Origin of the sequence: Sulfitobacter sediminis (assembly GCF_040811725.1) — a bacterium.
In the GTDB taxonomy this organism is placed as follows: Bacteria; Pseudomonadota; Alphaproteobacteria; order Rhodobacterales; family Rhodobacteraceae; genus Sulfitobacter; species Sulfitobacter sediminis.
Map to the genome: position 1 here is coordinate 15,181 of NZ_JBFNXX010000009.1, position 20,186 is coordinate 35,366.

The window sequence follows — 20,186 nt, forward strand, 5'->3', positions numbered from 1 at the left end:
TGCGGTGCAGCAACCTTGCAACGGAAAGCGCCCATGCCGCCGTCTTTGACAATCCTTGGACTGGAAAGCAGTTGCGACGACACCGCAGCGGCCATTGTGCGCATCGGGGATGACGGCACAGCGCAGGTGCTGTCGTCGGTGGTCGCGGGGCAGACCGATCTGCACGCGGCCTTCGGCGGCGTGGTACCCGAGATCGCGGCACGCGCGCACGCCGAGAAACTGGATATTTGCGTTGAACAGTCTCTGATAGAGGCCGATCTGGCCCTTTCGGACGTGGACATGATCGCGGTGACCGCCGGTCCCGGGCTGATCGGGGGCGTCGTGTCGGGGGTCATGTGTGCCAAAGGCCTGTCGGCCGCGACGGGCAAGCCGCTCTACGGTATCAATCACCTTGCAGGCCACGCGCTGACACCCCGGCTGACAGATCAGGTGCCCTACCCCTATCTGATGTTGCTTGTGTCTGGGGGGCACTGCCAGTTCCTTCTCGTTCTGGGCCCGGATGAGTTCACGCGCCTCGGCGGCACGATCGACGATGCGCCGGGCGAGGCTTTCGACAAGGTCGCGCGCCTGATCGCGCTGCCACAGCCCGGAGGCCCCGCAATCGAGGCCGCAACACGAAAGGGCGATCCCAACCGTTTCGCTTTTCCCCGCCCATTGCTCGACCGTGACAACTGCGACATGTCGTTTTCGGGGCTGAAAACCGCCGTGCTCCGCGCCCGCGATGCAATCGTTGCAAAGAAAGACGGTTTAACCAGGCAGGACCAGGCGGACCTTGCTGCCGGATTTCAGGCGGCGGTTGTCGATGTACTGGCGTCGAAGACACGCCGCGCCTTTGCCCAGTATCCCGACGACGCGCCAAGGACCCTTTGCGTGGCGGGCGGTGTGGCTGCCAACCAGGCAATTCGGTCTGTGTTAGAGACTGTTTCGAAGGATTTTCGGGCACAGTTTGTCGCCCCGCCCCTTGCACTCTGTACCGACAACGCAGCGATGATCGCCTATGCCGCTGCCGAACAGCGCGCGCTGCGGGGTCCGGACGATCTGACGCTATCGGCGCGCCCTCGATGGCCGCTCGATACCGCGCGGCCTGCCATGCTGGGCAGTGGCAAGAAGGGAGCAAAGGCATGAGCATCGCCGTCCTTGGTGCGGGTGCCTTCGGCACGGCGCTGGCCATATCGCTGGCCCAGAACGGGCCCGTGATACTCTGGGCGCGTGACCCGGGCGACATGGCGCACCTGCGCGAGAACCGCGCCCGACTGCCGGGTTGCCGTTTTCCCGATGGGCTGAGTGTGACAGGCGATCTACCAGATGCGGCCGCCGCCGATATCCTGCTGATTGCTGTGCCGATGCAGAAACTGCGGGCCTTCCTGTCCGACCACGCAAAGCATTTCGCCGACAAGACGCTCGTCGCCTGCTGCAAGGGCATCGAGCTCGAAAGCGGGCTTGGCCCGGTGGCCGTGATGTCCGAGGTGCTTCCAACCGCAACACCTGCCATCCTGACAGGGCCCAGCTTTGCCACCGATATCGCCCGTGGCTTGCCGACAGCACTGACTTTGGCCTGCGCTGAAGACAAAAAGGGTCTGCGTCTACAACAGTCTCTAACAACGCCAAATCTGCGGATATACCGCACCACCGACACCATCGGCGCAGAGCTTGGCGGCGCGCTGAAAAACGTTATTGCCATCGCGTGCGGTGCCGCGATGGGTGCCGGACTGGGCGAAAGCGCGCGCGCCGCCCTGATGACGCGCGGCTACGCCGAGATGCAGCGGCTTGCCGCCCGTCTTCACGCCGACCCCCGAACCCTTTCCGGTCTCTCCGGGTTTGGCGATCTGTCGCTCACCTGCACCTCGACCCAATCGCGCAATTACCGGCTAGGCCTGTCGATTGGAAAGGGAGAGGGCTTCGACCCCGCCGTCACGGTCGAAGGGGCCGCCACCGCGTTGGCGGTCGATGCGCTCGCGCGGAAACTGGGGCTCGATCTGCCGATCACCGCCGCCGTTGCGGGGCTGGTCGAGAACCGTCTAGATGTCAAAAGCGCGATGGAGAACCTGCTTTCGCGCCCGCTCAAGGAGGAATGAAATGCTTGTTGCCCTCGTCGCCCGGGACAAATCCGGTGCACTGTCGATCCGGCAGGAAAACCGCCCCGCGCACCTCGAATACCTGAAATCCACAGATCTCGTCGCGCAGGCAGGGCCCCTGCTGGACGCAGACGGCAGTATGATCGGATCGCTGATCATTCTCGATGTCGCGGATATGGCACAGGCCAAAGACTGGGCCGCGAACGATCCCTATGCCAAGGCGGGCCTCTTCGAGAGCGTGACACTGACCCATTGGAATCGGGTGATCGGCTGATGGCATACTGGCTTTTCAAATCCGAACCCAACACCTGGGGCTGGGACGATCAGGTCGCCAGGGGAGATGCGGGCGAGGAATGGGATGGCGTGCGTAACTACCAGGCCCGGAACTTCATGCGCGAAATGAAGAAAGGTGATCTGGGCTTCTTCTATCACTCGATGAAAGAGAAATCCGTCGTCGGCATTGTCGAGGTCATCGCCGAAGCGCATCCCGACAGCACCACCGACGACGACCGCTGGGAGTGCGTGGACATCAAGGCGGTTCGCCCCTTTGCCAAGCCTGTTTCTCTCGATCAGATCAAGGCGGACGGACGGCTAGACGACATGGTCCTGGTCAAAAATTCCCGCCTGTCGGTGCAGCCGGTCACGGACGAGGAATGGCGGATCATCTGCAATCTGGGCGATACGAAGCCGTAGCGCCAGGACATATTCGGTTGCATACTTCGCCTATCCACCTGGGAGAGGAGAAGACCATGGGTTTCCTTGCAGTGATTGTCGCGGCGATTGTCGGTTTCGCCTTCGGGGCAGCCTGGTACATGGCCCTGCAAAAGCAATGGGTGGCCGCGTCGGGCATTGCGGTCGACGAAAAAGATCAACCAATCAACGCCTCGGCCACCCCTTTCGTAATGGCGGGCATCGCGATGCTTCTGGTGGCGGGGATGATGCGGCATGTCTTTGTCCTGTCGGGCATCGACACACCGATGGAGGGATTGGTCTCTGGTCTTGGTGTCGGGCTTTTCTTCATCAGCCCCTGGATCATGATCAACAACGCGTACGGACAGCGGCCCTTCGCCTTGACGGTGATCGACGGTGGTTATGCCACCTTCGGCTGTGCGATCATGGGGCTGGTGCTGACCCTCTTCTGATACGCAGCCAACTTGAAACAAGAAAGGGTTCCGACGCCAGCGCCAGAACCCTTTCTCACCCCGTGTGCTCCCAAACCACCACACACGTATAGAAATCTGTTCTGGCCATCCTGGCCGTCTGAACTGCCATAGCAAGACGGCGTGATTCAGCCAAGGAATTGATGTCTAAGAATTAAATCAAAAGAAAACGCCCGCGGCGAGCCACGGGCGCGATCCCTTCCACAAGGGCCGTGTCAGCCGTAGACGGATTCTTTACCGAAGTGCTTGGTCAGCATGTAATAGATAACCGCGCGGTACTTGTTGCGCTCGGACTTGCCGTACGTCTCGATCGCCTTGTTGATCCCTTCCATCAGGTTTGGCCCATCCGGAAGACCCAGCTTCTTCATCAGAAAGTTCTTCTTGACCAGTTCCAACTCGCTTTCCTGGCTGGAGGCAACGGTCTGCGCGTCGGCGTTATAGATCGAAGGGCCGCAGCCGATGGTCACCTTTGTCAAGAGGTCCATGTCGGGCGTCATGCCGCATTTGTTCTTCAGATCATCCGCGTATTTCGCGATCCACTCGTCTCGTTTCCCCATTCAGAATTCTCCCACCTTTAATCAAATTTCAGGCCTTCACCGGCCTCGAAACCAGCCTAGTCAGATATTTCCTCAATCAAAAGGAAATATTTCGCGGGCTTTTCCCAGCAAAAGAAGATGCTCAGAACGGAGATGCACCGGGCAGATCCCTGCCGCCGAGGACCATTAGTCGAGCCTTACGCCTTCGCGCACGCCATGGTTTGTGCGGCGGTCAAAGGCAAGATCGATCTCGTTGTATTTTCGGATGATCTGATGCGGCCGTTTGCACCGAGACTCGGAAATTTCACGGGCCGCGCTGATGCCGTTCCTGCCGTGCTGCCGCTCGTGCGCCATCAGACGTTCCAACATGGTCTGGAAGCTCTGTCGCATCCTGGGGTCCATCGCATCGGGGTTGCGATGCCGGGGCATGGTGTAATTCACTTGCACTTTCACATTGCAACCGCCGGACCAGCGAATTTCCCAACGTGTATAGGCCCAGAACCCCTTGGGCCCCTTCCTGCGCATTTCATTGGCAAGGCCGCGGGCCGTTGTAGCGCTCACCTCGTAATGGCGCAGGGTCTCGGTGATCTGCGGCTCAGCCAGCGCCGGGGCCGCGAACAGCCCCGTCGCCAGAATGATCGTCAGGATATGGCGCACCAGAACCACGAACCGCCTAGTACCGATAGTGTTCCGGCTTGAACGGCCCCTCGGGCTTCACGCCTATGTAGGCTGCCTGCTCGGCATTCATCTGTGTCAACTTCACACCGATCCGGTCCAGATGCAGGCGCGCGACCTTTTCATCCAGATGCTTGGGCAGGATGTAGACATCGTTTTTGTACTGGTCGCCCTTCGTCCAAAGCTCGATCTGCGCCAGCACCTGGTTGGTGAAGGACGCCGACATCACGAAAGACGGATGGCCGGTGGCATTGCCAAGGTTCAGAAGACGGCCCTCGGACAGCAGGATCAATCGATTGCCATTCGGCATCTCGATCATGTCCACTTGTTCCTTGATATTCGTCCACTTGTGGTTCTTCAGCGCCGCCACCTGGATTTCGTTGTCGAAGTGGCCAATGTTGCCGATGATCGCCATGTCCTTCATCTCGCGCATGTGCTCGATGCGGATCACGTCCTTGTTGCCGGTTGTGGTGACGAAAATGTCCGCCGTGCTCACCACGTCTTCCAGCGTCGTCACCTGGAACCCGTCCATCGCCGCCTGCAGCGCGCAAATAGGGTCCACCTCGGTCACGATCACCCGCGCACCGGCACCCTTGAGCGACGCGGCAGAGCCTTTGCCCACATCACCGTAGCCCATGACCACCGCAACCTTGCCGGCCATCATCGTGTCCGTCGCCCGGCGAATGCCGTCCACAAGGCTCTCCTTGCAGCCATACTTGTTGTCGAACTTGGACTTGGTCACGCTGTCATTCACGTTGATCGCGGGGAAAGGCAGATGACCGTCGCGCTTGAGCTGATAGAGGCGGTTAACGCCGGTCGTGGTCTCTTCGCTGACACCCTTGATCTGGTCCCGCATCTTGGTGAACCAGCCGGGCGAAGCCTTCATGCGCTTCTTGATCTGCGCCTTGATCACGTCCTCTTCCTCGGAGGTCGGGACGGGGATAATCTCTTCGCCGGCCTCGGCACGCGCGCCAAGTAGGATGTAGAGCGTCGCATCGCCACCGTCGTCGAGAATCATGTTGGGGCCCTCTTCAAAGAGGAATGACTTGTCGAGGTAATCCCAGTGTTCTTTGAGGGTCTGGCCCTTGATGGCGAAGACGGGAACACCGGCTTCGGCGATTGCCGCCGCCGCATGATCCTGTGTCGAAAAGATGTTGCAGGAGGCCCAGCGCACATCCGCGCCAAGCGCTGTCAGCGTTTCGATCAGGACACCCGTCTGAATCGTCATGTGAAGCGATCCAACAATGCGCGCACCCCTGAGTGGCTTTGCCGCGCCATACTCTTCGCGGAGCGCCATCAGGCCCGGCATTTCCGTCTCGGCGATGTCCAGTTCCTTGCGGCCATAACCGGCAAGATTGATATCTTTAACGATGTAGTCGTTGGCCATGCGGCACCTCATCCGTGTCTGTTGAAGGCCAGCTAGCACTTTTGCCGAACTGCCTCAACATGTGATGCGGTCACATGGCTGACGGACGATTAATCGGAAAGTCTTGCGATGACTGCAGCCTCGTCGCGGCCGGTCATCCAGCCGTCTCCCTGTGCCAGAACACAGGCATTCCCGTCCGAGAACATGCGGATCATCGTCCAGGTGCCTGTCTCCTGCGACACCCAGATTTGCTCGTTCGTCTCGGTCGGCTCTGAAATCGGGCGTTCGCCGTACCAGTCGATCAGGGCCGCTTTCATCTCGTCGGCCGTCATGCATACCTCCTGCGCCTGCGCTGATGGCGCGGCGGCGAGGGCAAAAGCCAAGGCTAATACAGAAATAAGCGGTTTCATCGTTTTCTCCTTCGTGGGAAAAACAACGGGTTAACCAAAAAGTTCCCCGGAACATCAGACGTGAAGGCATCCCGAGATGGCGCAGCAACCAAGGGCATGGCAACGCATGTTATCGGGCAGGCGGCTCGACCTGCTTGATCCGACGCCAATGGATATCGAGATCGAGGATATCGCCCACGGGCTTGCCTTCGTGGCGCGCTGGAACGGTCAGACCCGGGGCGATTATGCCTATTCGGTGGCCGAGCACTCGCTACTGGTCGAAACGCTGTTCGGGCGGATGAATCCCAAGGCACCGCCGAAATGGAAACTGGCCGCGCTCCTGCACGACGCGCCGGAATACGTGATCGGTGACATGATATCGCCGGTAAAGGCTGCTGTCGGGCCGGGATATGGCGCGCTTGACGATCGTCTAACAGCCGCGATCCATTTGCGCTTCGGACTGCCCGCAACGATCCCCGCCGCGATCAAACGCCAGATCAAGAAAGCCGACAAGATCAGCGCATGGATGGAGGCCACCCAGATCGCCGGTTTCTCCGAAGCGGAATCGACGAAGTTCTTCGGCAGGCCCGACGCGGCCCTGATCGCGGACCTTGGCATTCTGCTGCGTCCGCCGGTCGAGACGCGCAATGCCTTCACCGCCCGGCACGCTGCTTTGCTAGCGCATATGACATGATCCGCGTCCGCACGCCCATCGCACTCGACCTGCCAGACATGGCGCGGCTTTTGAACGCGATCATAGAAGAAGGCGGCACGACCGCACTCACCCGGCCCGTCACGGGCGACGATCTGGCCGAATGGATGGATTTCGCACCCGACCGCAGCGCCTGGCACGTGGCCGTGGACGCAGATGAGCGCTGTGTCGGTTTCCAGTGGATCGAGCCGCATGACACCCTGCCGCCCGAGGTCGCGAACATCGCCACCTTCGTCAAGATCGGCCAGACCGGGCTTGGCATCGGATCAGCGCTTTTCGAGGCGACGAGAAAGGCTGCGAAAGAGCTAGGGTATGTCTGGATCAACGCAAACATCCGCGCGGATAATGAGGGCGGTCTGATCTATTACCAAAGCCGGGGATTTCAGGATTACCGGGTGATCGAAGGGGTCGAGATGGCCAATGGTCAGGTGGTGGACAAGCGGCTGAAGCGCTATGACCTCTGACCTACCTTGGCGACCGTTTTGCCAGAATCCGCTGAAGCGTCCGTCTATGCATGCTCAAACGCCGGGCGGTCTCTGAGACGTTCCGGTCGCATAGCTCATAGACCCGCTGGATATGTTCCCAGCGAACCCGGTCCGCACTCATCGGGTTCTCGGGCGGCGGGGGCAGATCGTCCCCCTTTGCCAGCAGCGCGTTGGTGATGTCATTGGCGTCAGCGGGCTTCGACAGGTAATCGGTCGCACCGATCTTGACCGCCGCCACGGCAGTCGCAATCGCGCCGTAGCCGGTCAGCACGACCACCCGTGCGTCTTCGCGCCGCTCGCGCAGCACCTCGACCACGTCAAGGCCGTTGCCATCCTCAAGCCGAAGGTCGATTACCGCGTAGGCCGGTGGCCGGGCGGTGGCGATTGCGCGGCCACCGGCCACGCTATCGGCTGTCTCGACCTCGAAACCGCGCTTCTCCATCGCCTTGGCGAGGCGGCGCAGGAAGGGTTCGTCATCGTCGACCAGAAGGAGGCTCTTGTCAGGCCCGATCTCCGTCATTTGCTCAGTCACGTCTCAGCATCCATGCTCAATACAGCTTCCCGCCTAATATGGGTCCGCGCATCGAGTGGTCAAATCTGATCGAGGAAACAACCGATCTGGTCGGCCATCTGCTGGGGGCTGACTTCACGACGGAAATAATCGACGAACCCGATCTCGGGCAAAACGAGATAACTGAACGTGGAATGATCCACGAGATATTCGCCATCGACCACGGGTTGCGCCTTGTAATAGGTCCGATACGCCGTGCTTGCGGCCTTGATCTGTTCCGGCGACCCGGTCAGTCCGATCATACGGGGATGCATCACCTCGGCGAATTCGCCTACCACCTCGGGCGTGTCCCGCGCGGGGTCGACCGAGATGAAGACCGGCGTCACCATCTGGCCCCGCTCTTCGAGAATTTCGACCGCGGAAGCGTTGCGGTCCACGTCCAGAGGACAGACGTCAGGGCAGTAAGTGTACCCGAAATAAAGCAGCGAGGGGCCGGTGATCACATCTTTGTCAGTCACCGTTTCGCCCGCCGCATTGACCAATTCAAACGGGCCGCCGATGTCGCCGGCGACAGTGCCGCTGCGGCAGGATGCAAACTGGTCCGACCCTTTGCCGCCGTAGAAGGCAAACCAGATCGACCCCAAGAGGAACAGCGCCGCGACAAGAACGGAAGCGATGGCAAGTTTTGAGCGCATGTTAGCCCCTCCTGCGCCAATGGGCGCTCTTGATCGTGCATTTCCGCACTCCTACGCTAAGTCACTTAAGTAAGAACCGCAGGAAACAAAAGGTGCGCACATGACGCAGCCAACCATTCGTCCCCTGAGCGGGCGCACAAGGGCGAACTGGATCAGGCTGCGCACCATGATCCTGTTGCGCTGGGTGGCGATCGTCGGGCAGCTGATCGCGATCACGGTGGCGCAGATCGTCTTCGGTCTGCAACTCGAGATGGGGCTGTGCTACCTCGCCATCGGTGCATCGGTCATCGCCAACCTGATCACCACCTTCATCTATCCAGAAAACAAACGCCTGTCGGAATATGAAAATCTCTGGATGATCCTGTTCGACCTGCTGCAAATCGCCTTTCTTCTCTACCTGACGGGTGGGCTGAATAATCCTTTCGCGCTATTGCTGCTGGGTCCGGTGACCATCTCGGCGACGGCACTCTCCCTTCGCTCCACCATCGTCCTGTGCTCGGTCGCCATCGTTGCGGTCAGCCTGCTTGCCGTCCTTCACCTGCCGTTGACCACCCAAGGCGGCGATGTTCTCGAAATTCCGAGCCTGTTCATATTCGGCCAATGGACCGCCCTTGTCATCGCGATCCTCTTCACCAGCGCCTATTCCCGCCGCGTGGCGACCGAAGTGCACTCGATGGGCGATGCGCTGGCCGCGACCCAGATGGCGCTGGCGCGGGAACAAAAACTGACGGACCTCGGCGGCGTGGTGGCCGCCGCCGCGCATGAACTCGGGACACCGCTGGCGACGATCAAGCTGGCCAGCGCCGAATTGCTCAATGACCTCAAGGATCACCCCGACCTTGCCGAAGACGCAGCACTAATCTGCGAACAAGCGGACCGGTGCCGCGATATCCTCCGTAATATGGGCCGGGCGGGCAAGGACGACCTGCATCTGCGCCAGGCCCCGCTTGAGGCTGTCGTGCTGGAAAGTGCAGAGCCGCACATGGATCGCGGAAAGGACGTCTTGCTCTCGCAGGTACCAGGTCCCGATCAACGCAAGGATCAGCCGACGATCCCGCGCAAGCCGGAAATCATCCACGGTCTGCGCAACCTCGTGCAGAACGCCGTCGATTTCGCCCACAGCACTGTTTGGGTCGAGACAAGCTGGTCGGAGAAGGACGTGTCGATCCGCATCATGGATGACGGGCCCGGCTTCTCGGTCTATATCCTGAGCCGGATCGGCGATCCCTTCATGCGCGAACGGTCCCGTTCCCAGACCGCGATCACCCGTCCCGAATATGAAGGCATGGGTCTGGGACTTTTCATTGCCAAGACCCTCCTCGAACGATCCGGCGCGCGGCTGCGTTTTGCGAATGGATCGGCGGAAAACCCCGAATCCCATGCGACCGGCGCCGTGGTCGAAGTGACATGGCCCCGAAGCGCGCTCGAGGTGGAGAGCACCGTCAGAGACGGGGCCATCGGACAGAACCAGCCGATCACGGTATGAGACGCCTTCGGGCTTTTTAACCATCCGTTAACCAAAGTTCACAAAACTCTACGGCGGAACAGCGGATCGGGACAGAACCCATGTTGCAGCCCTCTGAGCTCTTGCTCATTCTTGGTGTGTCGGTCATCGCGGCCATCGCCGCGGTTCTGCTGTTCGAGGGTCGGCAACGGTTGCCGAACCGGCAAGCGTCTGAAACCGCCGAAAACGTCGCCCTGCTCTTTGACGATGAGGTGCTGCACCACGCGACACAGCCGGCGCTCACCCGGTTTGCGCTGTTTCCGGGTGCCCATGTGTGGGACGATCTGCGTGCGGCTCTGCTGCCCCGGTTTCCCGATTTTCCCAAAGCGGCAGGGCCCACCACCCAGGGCAACATGACGATGCGGCCCGATGATCCCGACGATCCATCCTTCATAGAAATCGCCTGGCGGGACGGCATGTCCTGGGTCGCGCTTCACGAAGAACCCGTGCCCAACAATCTGACGCATGCTCAGACCGACTCACTGGTCCTGTGCTGCGAAACCTTGCCGACGCCAGCGTGGGAAACCAGCGCCGATGGGAGCATCGCCTGGCGCAACGCCGCGTACCAGACACTCGCCAAGGCTCTGGGCAAGGAGCCGCATGCGGAAATATTCGAGATGCCCCAAGAGAAGGAAACCGCGCGTACCAGCGTCAGGGACGTGGCGGGCAATCACGACTGGTACGAGATCACGACCCATCGCAAGGATGACAGGCGTCTGCATCACGCTGTTCGCATCACGCCGCTGGTACAATCCGAAACCGCCCAGCGCAATTTTGTCCAGGCCCTGGCCAAGACCTTCGCACATCTGTCCATCGGGCTTGCGATCTTCGACCGCGATGGTCGGCTGAGCATCTTCAACCCCGCTCTTGTCGATCTGACGCGGCTTCAACCCGGCTTTCTCGCCGGGCAGCCAGACATGCTTTCCTTCTTCGATCAGCTCCGGGAAAACCGCGGCATGCCAGAGCCCAAGAACTATGTCACGTGGCGGCAGCAGATCACCGAGGTCATCGCCGCCGCATCCGGCGGGCAGTACCGCGAAACATGGACTCTGGAAGACGGTCGCACCTTCGCCGTTCAGGGCCGCCCTCACCCCGGTGGGGCCACCGCCTTCCTGATCGAAGACATAAGCCCCGAAATCACGCTGACCCGCAATTTCCGCACCGAGATGATGCAATACGAAGTGCTGCTCGACACCGTGGAGACCGCGATGGTCGTGTTTTCCGCAAGCGGCATCCTCACTTTCTGCAATGCAGCCTATCGCAAGATGTGGAGCCAGAACCCCGAAAGCGCCTTTGCCGACGTCACCGTGCACGACGCCGTAACCCTGTGGAGAAAGGATGTAACGGGGGACACACCCTGGGAGTCGCTGCTGGATTTCGTGACCACGCTCGGCCAGCGCGACCCGCGAAGGTTGCCCCTCGGGTTTCGCAACGGAAAGCTTATGGATTGCGAGCTTGTGCCCATTTCATCTGACGCGACCCTTGTCCGATTCGTCAGACACCCGGCAGAGAACCAAGCGGGCGAAAAGGCGATGCTCGATCAGCGCGCGTGACGGGCTGCCGCGCTTTCGGCTTGCAGAGGGCCGGGGGCGTTGCCACCATGCAGTATGGCCACGAAGACCCGCTCATTCCACTCCAGTTCTCCCGATGAGACGGCCCGCTTCGCCGCGGGCCTTGCCGCAAAGCTATCACCGGGCGATGTGATCCTTCTGGAAGGAGACGTGGGCGCTGGAAAGACGCACTTTGCCCGGGCGCTCATCCAATCCCTTCTCGAGCAATCGGAAGACGTGCCCTCGCCCACGTTCACGCTTGTCCAGACCTACGCAACGCCGCGGGGCGAGATCTGGCACGCCGATCTTTACCGCGTGACCTCCACACTGGAGATTGAGGAACTGGGCCTGATCGACGCCTTCGGCACAGAGATATGCCTCGTCGAATGGCCGGACCGGCTCGGCACGTTGGCGCCAGCCGACGCGCTGACGCTGGCATTTCAGGCCGGGAAAACGGACGAGGCCCGCCAGATCACCGCCCGCTGGAGCGCAGCGCGGTGGGACGACCTGTTGGGGGCATTGGCCGCGTGAGCGCGAGGGAAAGCCAGATCCGCACCTTTCTTGCGCGCGGCGGCTGGTCGGATGCCGCCCGGCGAGGAATCGCGGGAGACGCCTCCAACCGCCGGTACGAACGGCTGACCAAGGACGGCGGAGAGAGCGCTATTCTGATGGATGCGCCTCCCGAAATGGTCGAAACGACGCGTGCTTTTGTCAAGATCGCGGACCACCTGCGCGCCCACGGACTCAGTGCACCCCGCATCTATCTCCGCGATGAAACTGAAGGCCTGCTGCTTATCGAAGATCTCGGTGACGGGCTTTTCGCCCGGTTGATGGCACAGGACGCCACGCTGCAAATCCCGCTCTACCGTGCCGCCGCCGATGTGCTCCTCGCGCTGCGCGAGGTGCCGCCGCTCGATCTTGACCGCTGCGATACGGCTTGGCTGGTCGACATGCTAGAGCCCCTTTTTGAATGGTATGCAACCGGCGCGCAGACCGGCGCTCGCTCCGCTTTCGAGAGGCTCTTCCGCCCCCTCGCGCAGTCGGCGACGGATGTGAAGCCGGTGATCATGCTGAGGGACTATCACGCCGAGAACCTCCTGCTGATTCCCGGCCGTGAGGGCATCGCCTCTGTCGGCATTCTCGATTTCCAGGACGCGATGCGCGCCCCACCCGCCTATGACCTCGTCTCGATCCTGCAGGATGCACGCCGCGACGTTGCCCCCGTGCTGGAAAATGAGATCGTCGATCACTACCTCGGCCGCTCCGGCGATGATCCTGCGCGTTTCCGACAGGACTATGCGCTGCTTGGCCTGCAGCGGAACCTGCGTATCCTCGGCATTTTTGCGCGGCTCTCGCGCAGGGACGGCAAGCCGCATTACGTCGATATGATCCCCCGCGTCTGGGGGTACGTGGAACGCAATCTTGCGCACCCAGCCCTGCGATCTCTGGCCGCCCCACTCGCCGACATACTACCCGCAGCGACACCCGACTATCTCAAGCGCCTGAAAGAGCCATGTTCCAGCCACCCTGCCCCGTGATGATGTTCGCCGCGGGCTTCGGGACGCGGATGAAGGACCTGACGAAAGAGCGTCCAAAACCGCTGATCGAGGTCGCGGGTAAGCCGCTGATCGACCATGCGCTTGGCCTGGCGTCGGAGGCACGCTGCGCCCCGATTGTCGCAAATCTGCACTACAAGGCGGAAATGCTGGAAAAGCACCTCGCGCCGCTCGGTGTCACGACGATCACCGAGGCGCCCGATATCCTCGACACAGGCGGCGGCCTGCGCAACGCGCTGCCGCTTCTCGGTGCATCGACGGTTGTCACCATGAATACCGATACCATCTGGGCCGGGCCGAACCCCATCGCCATGCTGAAGCACGCGTGGCAACCGGATCGGATGGACGGGCTGCTGATCTGTGTTCCGCTAGACAGCGCTGTTGGGCATGCGGGCAGCGGGGATTTTCTTATCTCAGAGACCGGTCTTCTCGAACGGGGGCCCGGCGCGGTCTATGGCGGCATTCAGATCATCAAGACGGACTTGCTGCAGACCATCGAGGAAGAAATCTTCTCGCTCAATTTGCTGTGGGACAGGATCCTGTCCGCGGGGCGTCTTTTCGGGCTCAGTTATCCGGGAAAATGGTGCGACGTCGGGCACCCGGCTGGCATTGAGCTTGCAGAGGAGATGTTGAGGGGGGCGCATGTTTGACCCCTCGGACCGACCGCGCCTGTTCGGCGTCCCTCCGGGCGTCGATTTCCCCGCCGCGCTGATCGCGGGGCTGCAGGACAGGCTGCAGGGGCAGCCTCCGCACGCAATGGCCCAGGTCGACCTCATTGTGAACACCCGCCGCATGGCACGTCGCCTGCGCACCCTATTCGATGCCGGGCCACCGGGCTTCCTGCCGCGCATCCGGCTGCTGACCGAGATCGAAACGCTGGTGCCCGGCATCGTCTTGCCACCCGCCACGACGGCATTGCGCCGCCGGTTGGAACTGATCAAGCTCATCTCCCGTCTGCTTGAAACCGACAGCGCAATCGCGCCGCGCGCATCGCTTTTTGCCCTCGCGGACAGCCTTGCCGGGCTCATTGACGAGATGCAGGGCGAAGGCGTCAGCGTCGAAGACATCACCGAGCTGGACGTCAGCGATCAGTCCGGTCACTGGGAACGCGCACAGGCGTTTCTTGCCATCGCCCATGCGTACCTCGATCGCTCGATCGGTCAGCCGGATACGGAGGCGCGGCAGCGCCAGTTGGTCGAGCGTATCGCGGCACATTGGCAAGAGCATCCGCCGACAAACCCGGTGATCCTTGCAGGCTCTACCGGGTCGCGCGGCACGACGCAGCTTTTGATGCAGGCGGTCGCGGCGCTGCCGCAGGGCGCGCTGATACTACCAGGTTTCGATTTCGACATGCCCAAGCATCTCTGGGGCATGCTGGAGGATCGCGAACCGCCCGAGGATCATCCGCAATACCGTTTCATCGACCTAATGAAAAAGCTTGATCTCACCCGCGGCGACATCCTGAACTGGGCCGGTATCGCGCCGCCATCGCCCGCACGCAATGCGCTTGTGTCCCTGTCGCTGCGGCCGGCCCCGGTGACCGACACCTGGCTGACCGAAGGGCCGAAGCTGGACGATATTGGCAAGGCGACCGATGGGATCACGCTGATCGAAGCGCCAACGCCACGCACTGAGGCACTTGCTATCGCAATGCGGCTGCGCAAGGCGGTGACGGAAGGCAAGACCGCCGCACTGATCACACCGGACCGGATGCTCACCCGGCAGGTCACATCAGCGCTCGACCGGTGGAACATCCTGCCGGACGACAGCGCGGGCACGCCGCTGCAACTCTCTCCGCCGGGACGGTTCATGCGCCATGTCGCAGCGCTCTTGGTGCGCAAGCTCGATGCGGAGGCATTGCTGACGCTGCTGAAACACCCGCTGACCCACAGCGGTTCTGGCCGCAACCTGCACCAGCTCAATACCCAGCGGCTTGAACTTCTCATCCGCCGCGAGGGTCTGCCCTACCCCGATGCCGAAAACCTCGGACGGATTGGGGCGAAGGCAACCAACACCTCCGAGGACGGCGCGCAATTCGCGGCGTGGATTGATTGGGTCGGCAGCACCTTCTGTCACCGCGCCGCCGGTGTCGCGCATCTGTCAGATTGGGTCGAGACGCATCTGGCGCTGGCGCACCAGATCGCCGCGGGTGCACCGCAGGATGCGGCCCACGAGCTTTGGCAAAAGAAAGCGGGGCAGAAGGCGCTGGAGGTGATGGAAAACCTGCGCGCCAACGCGGAATACGGGGGTGAGATGACAGCCTCCGATTACGCCGATCTCGTCGGTGCGCTCTTGTCGACCGAAGAGGTTCGCGACCGCGATGCACCGCATCCGCAGGTGATGATTTGGGGCACGCTCGAAGCGCGCGTTCAGGGGGCCGATCTGGTCATTCTGGGCGGATTGAACGACGGTACCTGGCCCGAAGCGCCGCCGCCCGATCCCTGGCTCAACCGCCAGATGCGGCTCAAGGCGGGGCTGCTCCTGCCGGAAAGGCGCATCGGACTCTCCGCACATGACTACCAACAGGCTATCGCCGCGCCGGAGGTTTGGCTGACGCGGTCGATCCGCTCGGACGAGGCGGAAACCGTGCCGTCGCGCTGGCTGAACCGGTTGCAGAACCTGCTCAAAGGGTTGCCGAAGTCCGACGGTGCGGCAGCCCTGGATGCCATGCGGGAGCGTGGCAAACACTGGATCGCACAGACCGAGGCGCTGGAAGCCTACGCCCGCGCCGCCCCCGCCACGCGACCGTCCCCGCGTCCGCCCGTCTCAGCGCGTCCGCGCACGCTGTCGGTCACGGAGATCAAGCGGCTGATCCGCGATCCCTACGCGATCTACGCCAGACATACGCTTGGCCTGCGACCGCTCGACCCGCTGGTCCAATCTCCCGATGCACCGGTGCGCGGGATCGTCCTGCATCAGATATTCGAGGCTTTCGTCAAATCAGTCCGCGATGACCCATCGCTGCTGACGAAAACCAACCTGCTCGCGATTACAGATCGGGTCCTGCAGCACGAAGCCCCCTGGCCCGCCGCCCGGCTGATGTGGCGGGCGAGGATCGAGAGGGTTGCGGATTGGTTCATCGAACGCGAGGCGGCCCGCCAATCCTTTTCGGAACCCGCGCTTTTCGAGGCGCGGGGCGAGATCGCCTTCGATGACATCGGCTTCAAACTGCGCGGCTACGCCGATCGCATCGACCGCACCGAAGACGGCGACGCGCTGATTTACGACTACAAAACCGGCACGCCGCCCAGCAAACGCGAGCAGGAGTTCTTCGACAAGCAGCTTCTGCTCGAGGCGGCGATGATCGAAGAGGGCGGGTTCAAAGATATCGGACCCGCCCATGTAGCCCGCGCCGTCTTCATCGGGCTGGGTGCCAAACCGACGGAAGTCGACGCACCCCTGACCGAGGAAACACCGCAGCAGACGCTGGCCGGGCTGCGCAAGCTTGTCCAAAGCTACCTTGACCCGGCCCAGGGTTTCACCTCTCGCCGGGCCGTGAGGACCGAGGCCGCGCCGGGCGACTACGACCAGCTTGCGCGCTTTGGCGAATGGGATGGCACGATGCCCTCCACACCGGAGGATCTGACCTGATATTCAATGACGCAACCCGTGCGCAGATAGAAGCGGCCCGGCCCGACGTCTCCACCTGGTTGGGGGCGAACGCCGGATCGGGCAAGACGCGGGTTCTGACAGACCGCGTGGCGCGCTTTCTGCTCAACGGTGTGAACCCTCAGAACATCCTATGCCTGACCTACACCAAAGCCGCTGCGTCGGAGATGCAGAACAGGTTGTTCAAACGGCTCGGGGCCTGGGCGATGTTGGGGGACGACGACCTGCGCGCCGCGCTGGCCGAACTGGGTTTCGAAGGCACCCTCGATGCGGAGAGACTGCGCAGGGCACGCACGCTCTTCGCGCTTGCGATCGAGACGCCGGGCGGCTTGAAAATCCAGACCATCCACTCTTTCTGCGCGGCCCTGCTGCGGCGTTTCCCGCTCGAGGCGCAGGTGAGCCCGCAATTCACCGAGATCGAGGATCGTGCCGCCGATCTGCTGCGCGCCGATATCGTCGACGAAATGTCCGACGGGCCGGAGGCTGCGCTGGTCGCGGAGCTGGCGCATTTCTATTCGGGCGAGGATCTTGGACGACTGACGAAAATGATCGTCGGCATGCGGGAGGCCTTTGCCACGCAACTGTCACGCGGCGATATTCTTTTTCAACTCGGACAATCCGCCGATCTGGACCAGGACCGGATCGAGGCGACCGTCTTTACTGGCGAGGAAACGGCGCTGATCCGTGGAATCGTTCCTGTGCTTCTGGAAAAAGGCGGAAACGACGAAAAGGCGGGCCGGGCGCTTGAGGCGATCTCGCGCTTTGATCTCTCGGCATTGCCGGAGCTTGAGCGGCAATTTCTTTTCGGCGCATCTGCCAAGGCGCCCTTCTGCGCCAAGATCGACAGTTTTCCAACCAAGCTAACCCGCGCGACGCTGGGTGAGGCGACAATGGATAGGGTCAATGCCTTCATGCGCCGTGTCGAGGACGCGCGCGACGCGCGGCTTGCCTTGGAAACCGCCGAAAAAACCGTCGCACTTCACGCCTTCGCGCGCGCCTTCCTGAGGCGATATGAGGCGGCCAAGCAACAGCGGGGGTGGCTGGATTTCGACGATCTGATTCTGAAAGCCCGGGCACTGCTGCGTGACGATCGTGTCGCGCCATGGATTCTTTTCCGGATCGACGGCGGGATCGACCATATCCTTGTCGACGAGGCGCAGGACACCTCGCCGCGGCAGTGGGACGTGATCGAGGCGCTGACGGCGGAATTCTACAGTGGCGCGGGGGCTCGCCCCGATGTCGACCGGACGCTCTTTGTGGTCGGCGACAAGAAGCAGTCGATCTACTCTTTCCAAGGGGCCGACCCGCAGGAATTCGACCGCAAGCGCGAGATGTTCGGGGAGAAGTTCGAAGAGGCGGGCAAGGTGTTCCAGAAGCTCCCCCTTGAATACTCGTTTCGCTCATCATCGGCCATATTGCGCCTTGTAGACACTGTTTTCGATCCACGGCGTCGGTCCGGCTTTGACGCCGAGAACCAGCATATCGCCTTCAAGGACACCCTGCCCGGCCGCGTCGATCTCTGGCCTGTCGTCGATCCCGCAGCAACCGACGACGATGGCCCATGGACCGATCCGGTGGACCGGCGTAGTGCCCAGCACCATACCGTCGTCCTTGCCCAACAGATCGCGGAAAAGATCAAAACGATGATCGACCCTGCAGACCCTGCGTTCATTCCCGATGACGCCGGATCGAAGGGATCCCTCATTCGCCGCCCGGTCAGAGCGGGCGATTTCCTGATCCTCGTGCAGCGCCGTTCGGCGCTCTTTGCCGAGATCATCCGTGCCTGCAAGGCCGAAGGTCTGCCCATCGCCGGAGCCGACCGCCTAAAGGTGGGCGCGGAGCTTGCTGTAAAGGACCTCGCGGCGCTGCTGGCCTTTCTCGCCACGCCCGACGATAGCCTCTCCCTGGCGACGGCACTGAAATCACCGCTCTTCGGCTGGCGTGAACAGGATCTCTTCACCCTCGCCAATGGCCGCAAGCAGCCTTCTCTATGGGAAACGCTGCGCAAGGCCGAAGACCTTTATCCCGAAACGCTCTCCGTTCTGCGCGATCTGCGTGCTCAGGTCGATTTCCTTCGCCCCTTCGATCTGATTGAACGTATCCTCACCCGCCACGAGGGCCGCAAAAGGCTGCTCGCTCGGCTGGGACCGGAGGCGGAAGACGGGATCAATGCGATGCTGACGCAGGCGCTCGCTTACGAGCGCACCGATATCCCAAGCCTGACAGGCTTCATCGCGTGGATGCAAACCGACGATCTGGAGATCAAGCGCCAGATCGACAGCGCCTCGGACCAGATCAGGGTGATGACGGTCCACGGATCGAAAGGGCTGGAGGCGCCCATCGTGATCCTGCCCGATACCGGAAAACGCGACATCACGATCAGGAATGAAATCGTGAGCCTGAACGGTACACCCGTCTGGAAACCCTCGGCAGATGACATGCCGGCCCCGATCACCGCGCGGATCGACGAAATGAAAGCAGCGGAACACGCGGAGCGTCTGAGGCTTCTCTACGTCGCGATGACGCGGGCCGAGAAATGGCTGATCGTCGCGGCCGCGGGTGAATTGGCGAAGGACAATTCCACCTGGTACCAGATCACGGAAGAGGCAATGGGCCATATCAATGCGGAGGAGGTCGGAAAGACAGGCATTCGCCGTTTTCAAGAAGGGGATTGGGATGGGCTTTCCAAGGTTGAGGAGGCCGAAAGAAAACTCGAAAAGCGTCATTTAGAGACTGTTTTTCTGGCCCCGGCACCCGACGCCCCCGTTATCGCCGAAGTCCTCACACCATCGGACCTTGGCGGGGCCAAGGCCCTACCCGGTGATCTGGGCGAGGAAACCGAGGCGGCCAAGGACTACGGCTCTGTCCTACACGAACTTCTGGAAAGGCTCCCTCAGCTGGAGGAGCCCGCCCGAACCTCCGCCGCGCGCCAGATCACTCGTCATCTCGACAACGAACGCAGCGCGGAAGCGATTGCAGAAGCCGTGCAGGTGATTACCTTGCCGACCCTTGCCGATGTCTTTTCTCCGAATTCGCTGACCGAAATCCCGATTACCGGCACCGTCAGCGGCAGGCGTCTTCACGGGGTGATCGACCGGCTCCTGATCGGCGACGACGTCGTGCAACTGATCGACTACAAGACCAACCGGCAGGTGCCGGACCGGCCCGAGACCTGCCCAGAAGGCCTGCTGCGCCAGATGGGCGCCTATGCCGCGCTCTTGTCACAGACCTTCCCGGCGCATGAGATCAAGACCGCCATTCTATGGACCGCGAATGCGACGCTCATGCCGCTTAGCCACGATCTCGTGACGGCGGCTCTGTGGCGGTCAGATCACCTTGACGCGGGGGATGCGCGTTCCTAGG

At 61.8% G+C, this 20,186-nt stretch carries 20 protein-coding genes; 14 read left to right on the forward strand and 6 right to left on the reverse strand.

Annotated features, from left to right (window positions below; all coding sequences use genetic code 11):
- Positions 1-33 precede the first annotated feature (33 nt).
- From tsaD to AB2B41_RS12845, 5 genes are read left to right on the forward strand one after another with little or no spacing between them, the layout of a single operon-like run.
- Positions 34-1,125, forward strand: a complete 1,092-nt coding sequence (gene tsaD, locus AB2B41_RS12825; RefSeq protein WP_367878197.1) for a tRNA (adenosine(37)-N6)-threonylcarbamoyltransferase complex transferase subunit TsaD — start codon at positions 34-36, stop codon at positions 1,123-1,125.
- Positions 1,122-2,075 carry an NAD(P)H-dependent glycerol-3-phosphate dehydrogenase gene (locus AB2B41_RS12830; protein ID WP_367878198.1) on the forward strand — a complete coding sequence of 318 codons (954 nt, stop codon included), beginning with the start codon at positions 1,122-1,124 and terminating at the stop codon, positions 2,073-2,075. The genes tsaD and AB2B41_RS12830 overlap by 4 nt, the downstream gene beginning before the upstream one ends.
- A gap of 1 nt (position 2,076) precedes the next feature.
- A complete protein-coding gene (locus AB2B41_RS12835; RefSeq protein WP_367878199.1) occupies positions 2,077-2,349 on the forward strand; it encodes a YciI family protein in 273 nt (90 codons plus the stop codon).
- Entirely contained in the window at positions 2,349-2,768 is a 420-nt protein-coding gene (locus tag AB2B41_RS12840; protein ID WP_367878200.1) for an EVE domain-containing protein, read from the forward strand. The genes AB2B41_RS12835 and AB2B41_RS12840 overlap by 1 nt, the downstream gene beginning before the upstream one ends.
- A 56-nt stretch (positions 2,769-2,824) precedes the next feature.
- Positions 2,825-3,217: a DUF1761 domain-containing protein gene (locus AB2B41_RS12845; RefSeq protein WP_367878201.1), complete on the forward strand. Its 393-nt coding sequence runs from the start codon at positions 2,825-2,827 to the stop codon at positions 3,215-3,217.
- A gap of 233 nt (positions 3,218-3,450) precedes the next feature.
- Here the strand turns inward: AB2B41_RS12845 and AB2B41_RS12850 are convergent, their stop codons facing one another.
- The 4 genes from AB2B41_RS12850 to AB2B41_RS12865 form a co-directional block, all read right to left on the reverse strand.
- Positions 3,451-3,792: a DUF2853 family protein gene (locus AB2B41_RS12850; RefSeq protein WP_367878202.1), complete on the reverse strand. Its 342-nt coding sequence runs from the start codon at positions 3,790-3,792 to the stop codon at positions 3,451-3,453.
- A 165-nt stretch (positions 3,793-3,957) separates the two neighbouring features.
- Positions 3,958-4,428 carry a DUF922 domain-containing protein gene (locus tag AB2B41_RS12855; protein WP_367878203.1) on the reverse strand — a complete coding sequence of 157 codons (471 nt, stop codon included), beginning with the start codon at positions 4,426-4,428 and terminating at the stop codon, positions 3,958-3,960.
- A 16-nt stretch (positions 4,429-4,444) separates the two neighbouring features.
- Positions 4,445-5,833 (reverse strand): adenosylhomocysteinase, encoded by a 1,389-nt coding sequence (ahcY, locus tag AB2B41_RS12860; RefSeq protein WP_367878204.1) that lies wholly within the window; start codon positions 5,831-5,833, stop codon positions 4,445-4,447.
- Positions 5,834-5,922: 89 nt separating this feature from the next.
- Positions 5,923-6,222: an S-adenosyl-L-homocysteine hydrolase gene (locus tag AB2B41_RS12865; RefSeq protein ID WP_367878205.1), complete on the reverse strand. Its 300-nt coding sequence runs from the start codon at positions 6,220-6,222 to the stop codon at positions 5,923-5,925.
- Between the two features lie 76 nt (positions 6,223-6,298).
- Between AB2B41_RS12865 and AB2B41_RS12870 the strand changes: the two genes are divergently transcribed.
- Together AB2B41_RS12870 and AB2B41_RS12875 are read left to right on the forward strand one after the other, a co-directional pair.
- Positions 6,299-6,895: an HD domain-containing protein gene (locus AB2B41_RS12870; protein WP_367878206.1), complete on the forward strand. Its 597-nt coding sequence runs from the start codon at positions 6,299-6,301 to the stop codon at positions 6,893-6,895.
- Positions 6,892-7,377, forward strand: coding sequence for a GNAT family N-acetyltransferase (locus AB2B41_RS12875; RefSeq protein ID WP_367878207.1), 486 nt, complete (start codon positions 6,892-6,894; stop codon positions 7,375-7,377). The genes AB2B41_RS12870 and AB2B41_RS12875 overlap by 4 nt, the downstream gene beginning before the upstream one ends.
- Position 7,378: 1 nt before the next feature.
- On the opposite strand, the gene AB2B41_RS12880 is transcribed toward AB2B41_RS12875, so the two are convergent.
- Together AB2B41_RS12880 and AB2B41_RS12885 are read right to left on the reverse strand one after the other, a co-directional pair.
- Positions 7,379-7,918: an ActR/PrrA/RegA family redox response regulator transcription factor gene (locus AB2B41_RS12880; protein WP_367878347.1), complete on the reverse strand. Its 540-nt coding sequence runs from the start codon at positions 7,916-7,918 to the stop codon at positions 7,379-7,381.
- 71 nt (positions 7,919-7,989) lie between these two features.
- Positions 7,990-8,604, reverse strand: a complete 615-nt coding sequence (locus AB2B41_RS12885; RefSeq protein WP_367878208.1) for an SCO family protein — start codon at positions 8,602-8,604, stop codon at positions 7,990-7,992.
- A gap of 100 nt (positions 8,605-8,704) precedes the next feature.
- Between AB2B41_RS12885 and regB the strand changes: the two genes are divergently transcribed.
- The 7 genes from regB to addA all read left to right on the forward strand — a co-directional run bounded on the left by regB (position 8,705) and on the right by addA (position 20,185).
- Positions 8,705-10,090 carry a sensor histidine kinase RegB gene (gene regB, locus AB2B41_RS12890; RefSeq protein ID WP_367878209.1) on the forward strand — a complete coding sequence of 462 codons (1,386 nt, stop codon included), beginning with the start codon at positions 8,705-8,707 and terminating at the stop codon, positions 10,088-10,090.
- Positions 10,091-10,170: 80 nt separating this feature from the next.
- Positions 10,171-11,661, forward strand: coding sequence for a PAS-domain containing protein (locus AB2B41_RS12895; RefSeq protein ID WP_367878210.1), 1,491 nt, complete (start codon positions 10,171-10,173; stop codon positions 11,659-11,661).
- Positions 11,662-11,715: 54 nt separating this feature from the next.
- Positions 11,716-12,189 carry a tRNA (adenosine(37)-N6)-threonylcarbamoyltransferase complex ATPase subunit type 1 TsaE gene (tsaE, locus tag AB2B41_RS12900; RefSeq protein ID WP_367878211.1) on the forward strand — a complete coding sequence of 158 codons (474 nt, stop codon included), beginning with the start codon at positions 11,716-11,718 and terminating at the stop codon, positions 12,187-12,189.
- A complete protein-coding gene (locus tag AB2B41_RS12905; protein WP_367878212.1) occupies positions 12,186-13,196 on the forward strand; it encodes an aminoglycoside phosphotransferase family protein in 1,011 nt (336 codons plus the stop codon). Before tsaE ends, AB2B41_RS12905 begins: the two co-directional genes overlap by 4 nt.
- Positions 13,196-13,864 carry a nucleotidyltransferase family protein gene (locus AB2B41_RS12910; RefSeq protein WP_367878213.1) on the forward strand — a complete coding sequence of 223 codons (669 nt, stop codon included), beginning with the start codon at positions 13,196-13,198 and terminating at the stop codon, positions 13,862-13,864. Before AB2B41_RS12905 ends, AB2B41_RS12910 begins: the two co-directional genes overlap by 1 nt.
- The gene (gene addB / locus AB2B41_RS12915; protein ID WP_367878214.1) at positions 13,857-16,805 is read left to right on the forward strand and encodes a double-strand break repair protein AddB; all 2,949 of its coding nucleotides are present in this window, start codon (positions 13,857-13,859) and stop codon (positions 16,803-16,805) included. The genes AB2B41_RS12910 and addB overlap by 8 nt, the downstream gene beginning before the upstream one ends.
- Positions 16,763-20,185, forward strand: a complete 3,423-nt coding sequence (addA, locus tag AB2B41_RS12920; RefSeq protein WP_367878215.1) for a double-strand break repair helicase AddA — start codon at positions 16,763-16,765, stop codon at positions 20,183-20,185. The genes addB and addA overlap by 43 nt, the downstream gene beginning before the upstream one ends.
- Position 20,186 lies beyond the last annotated feature (1 nt).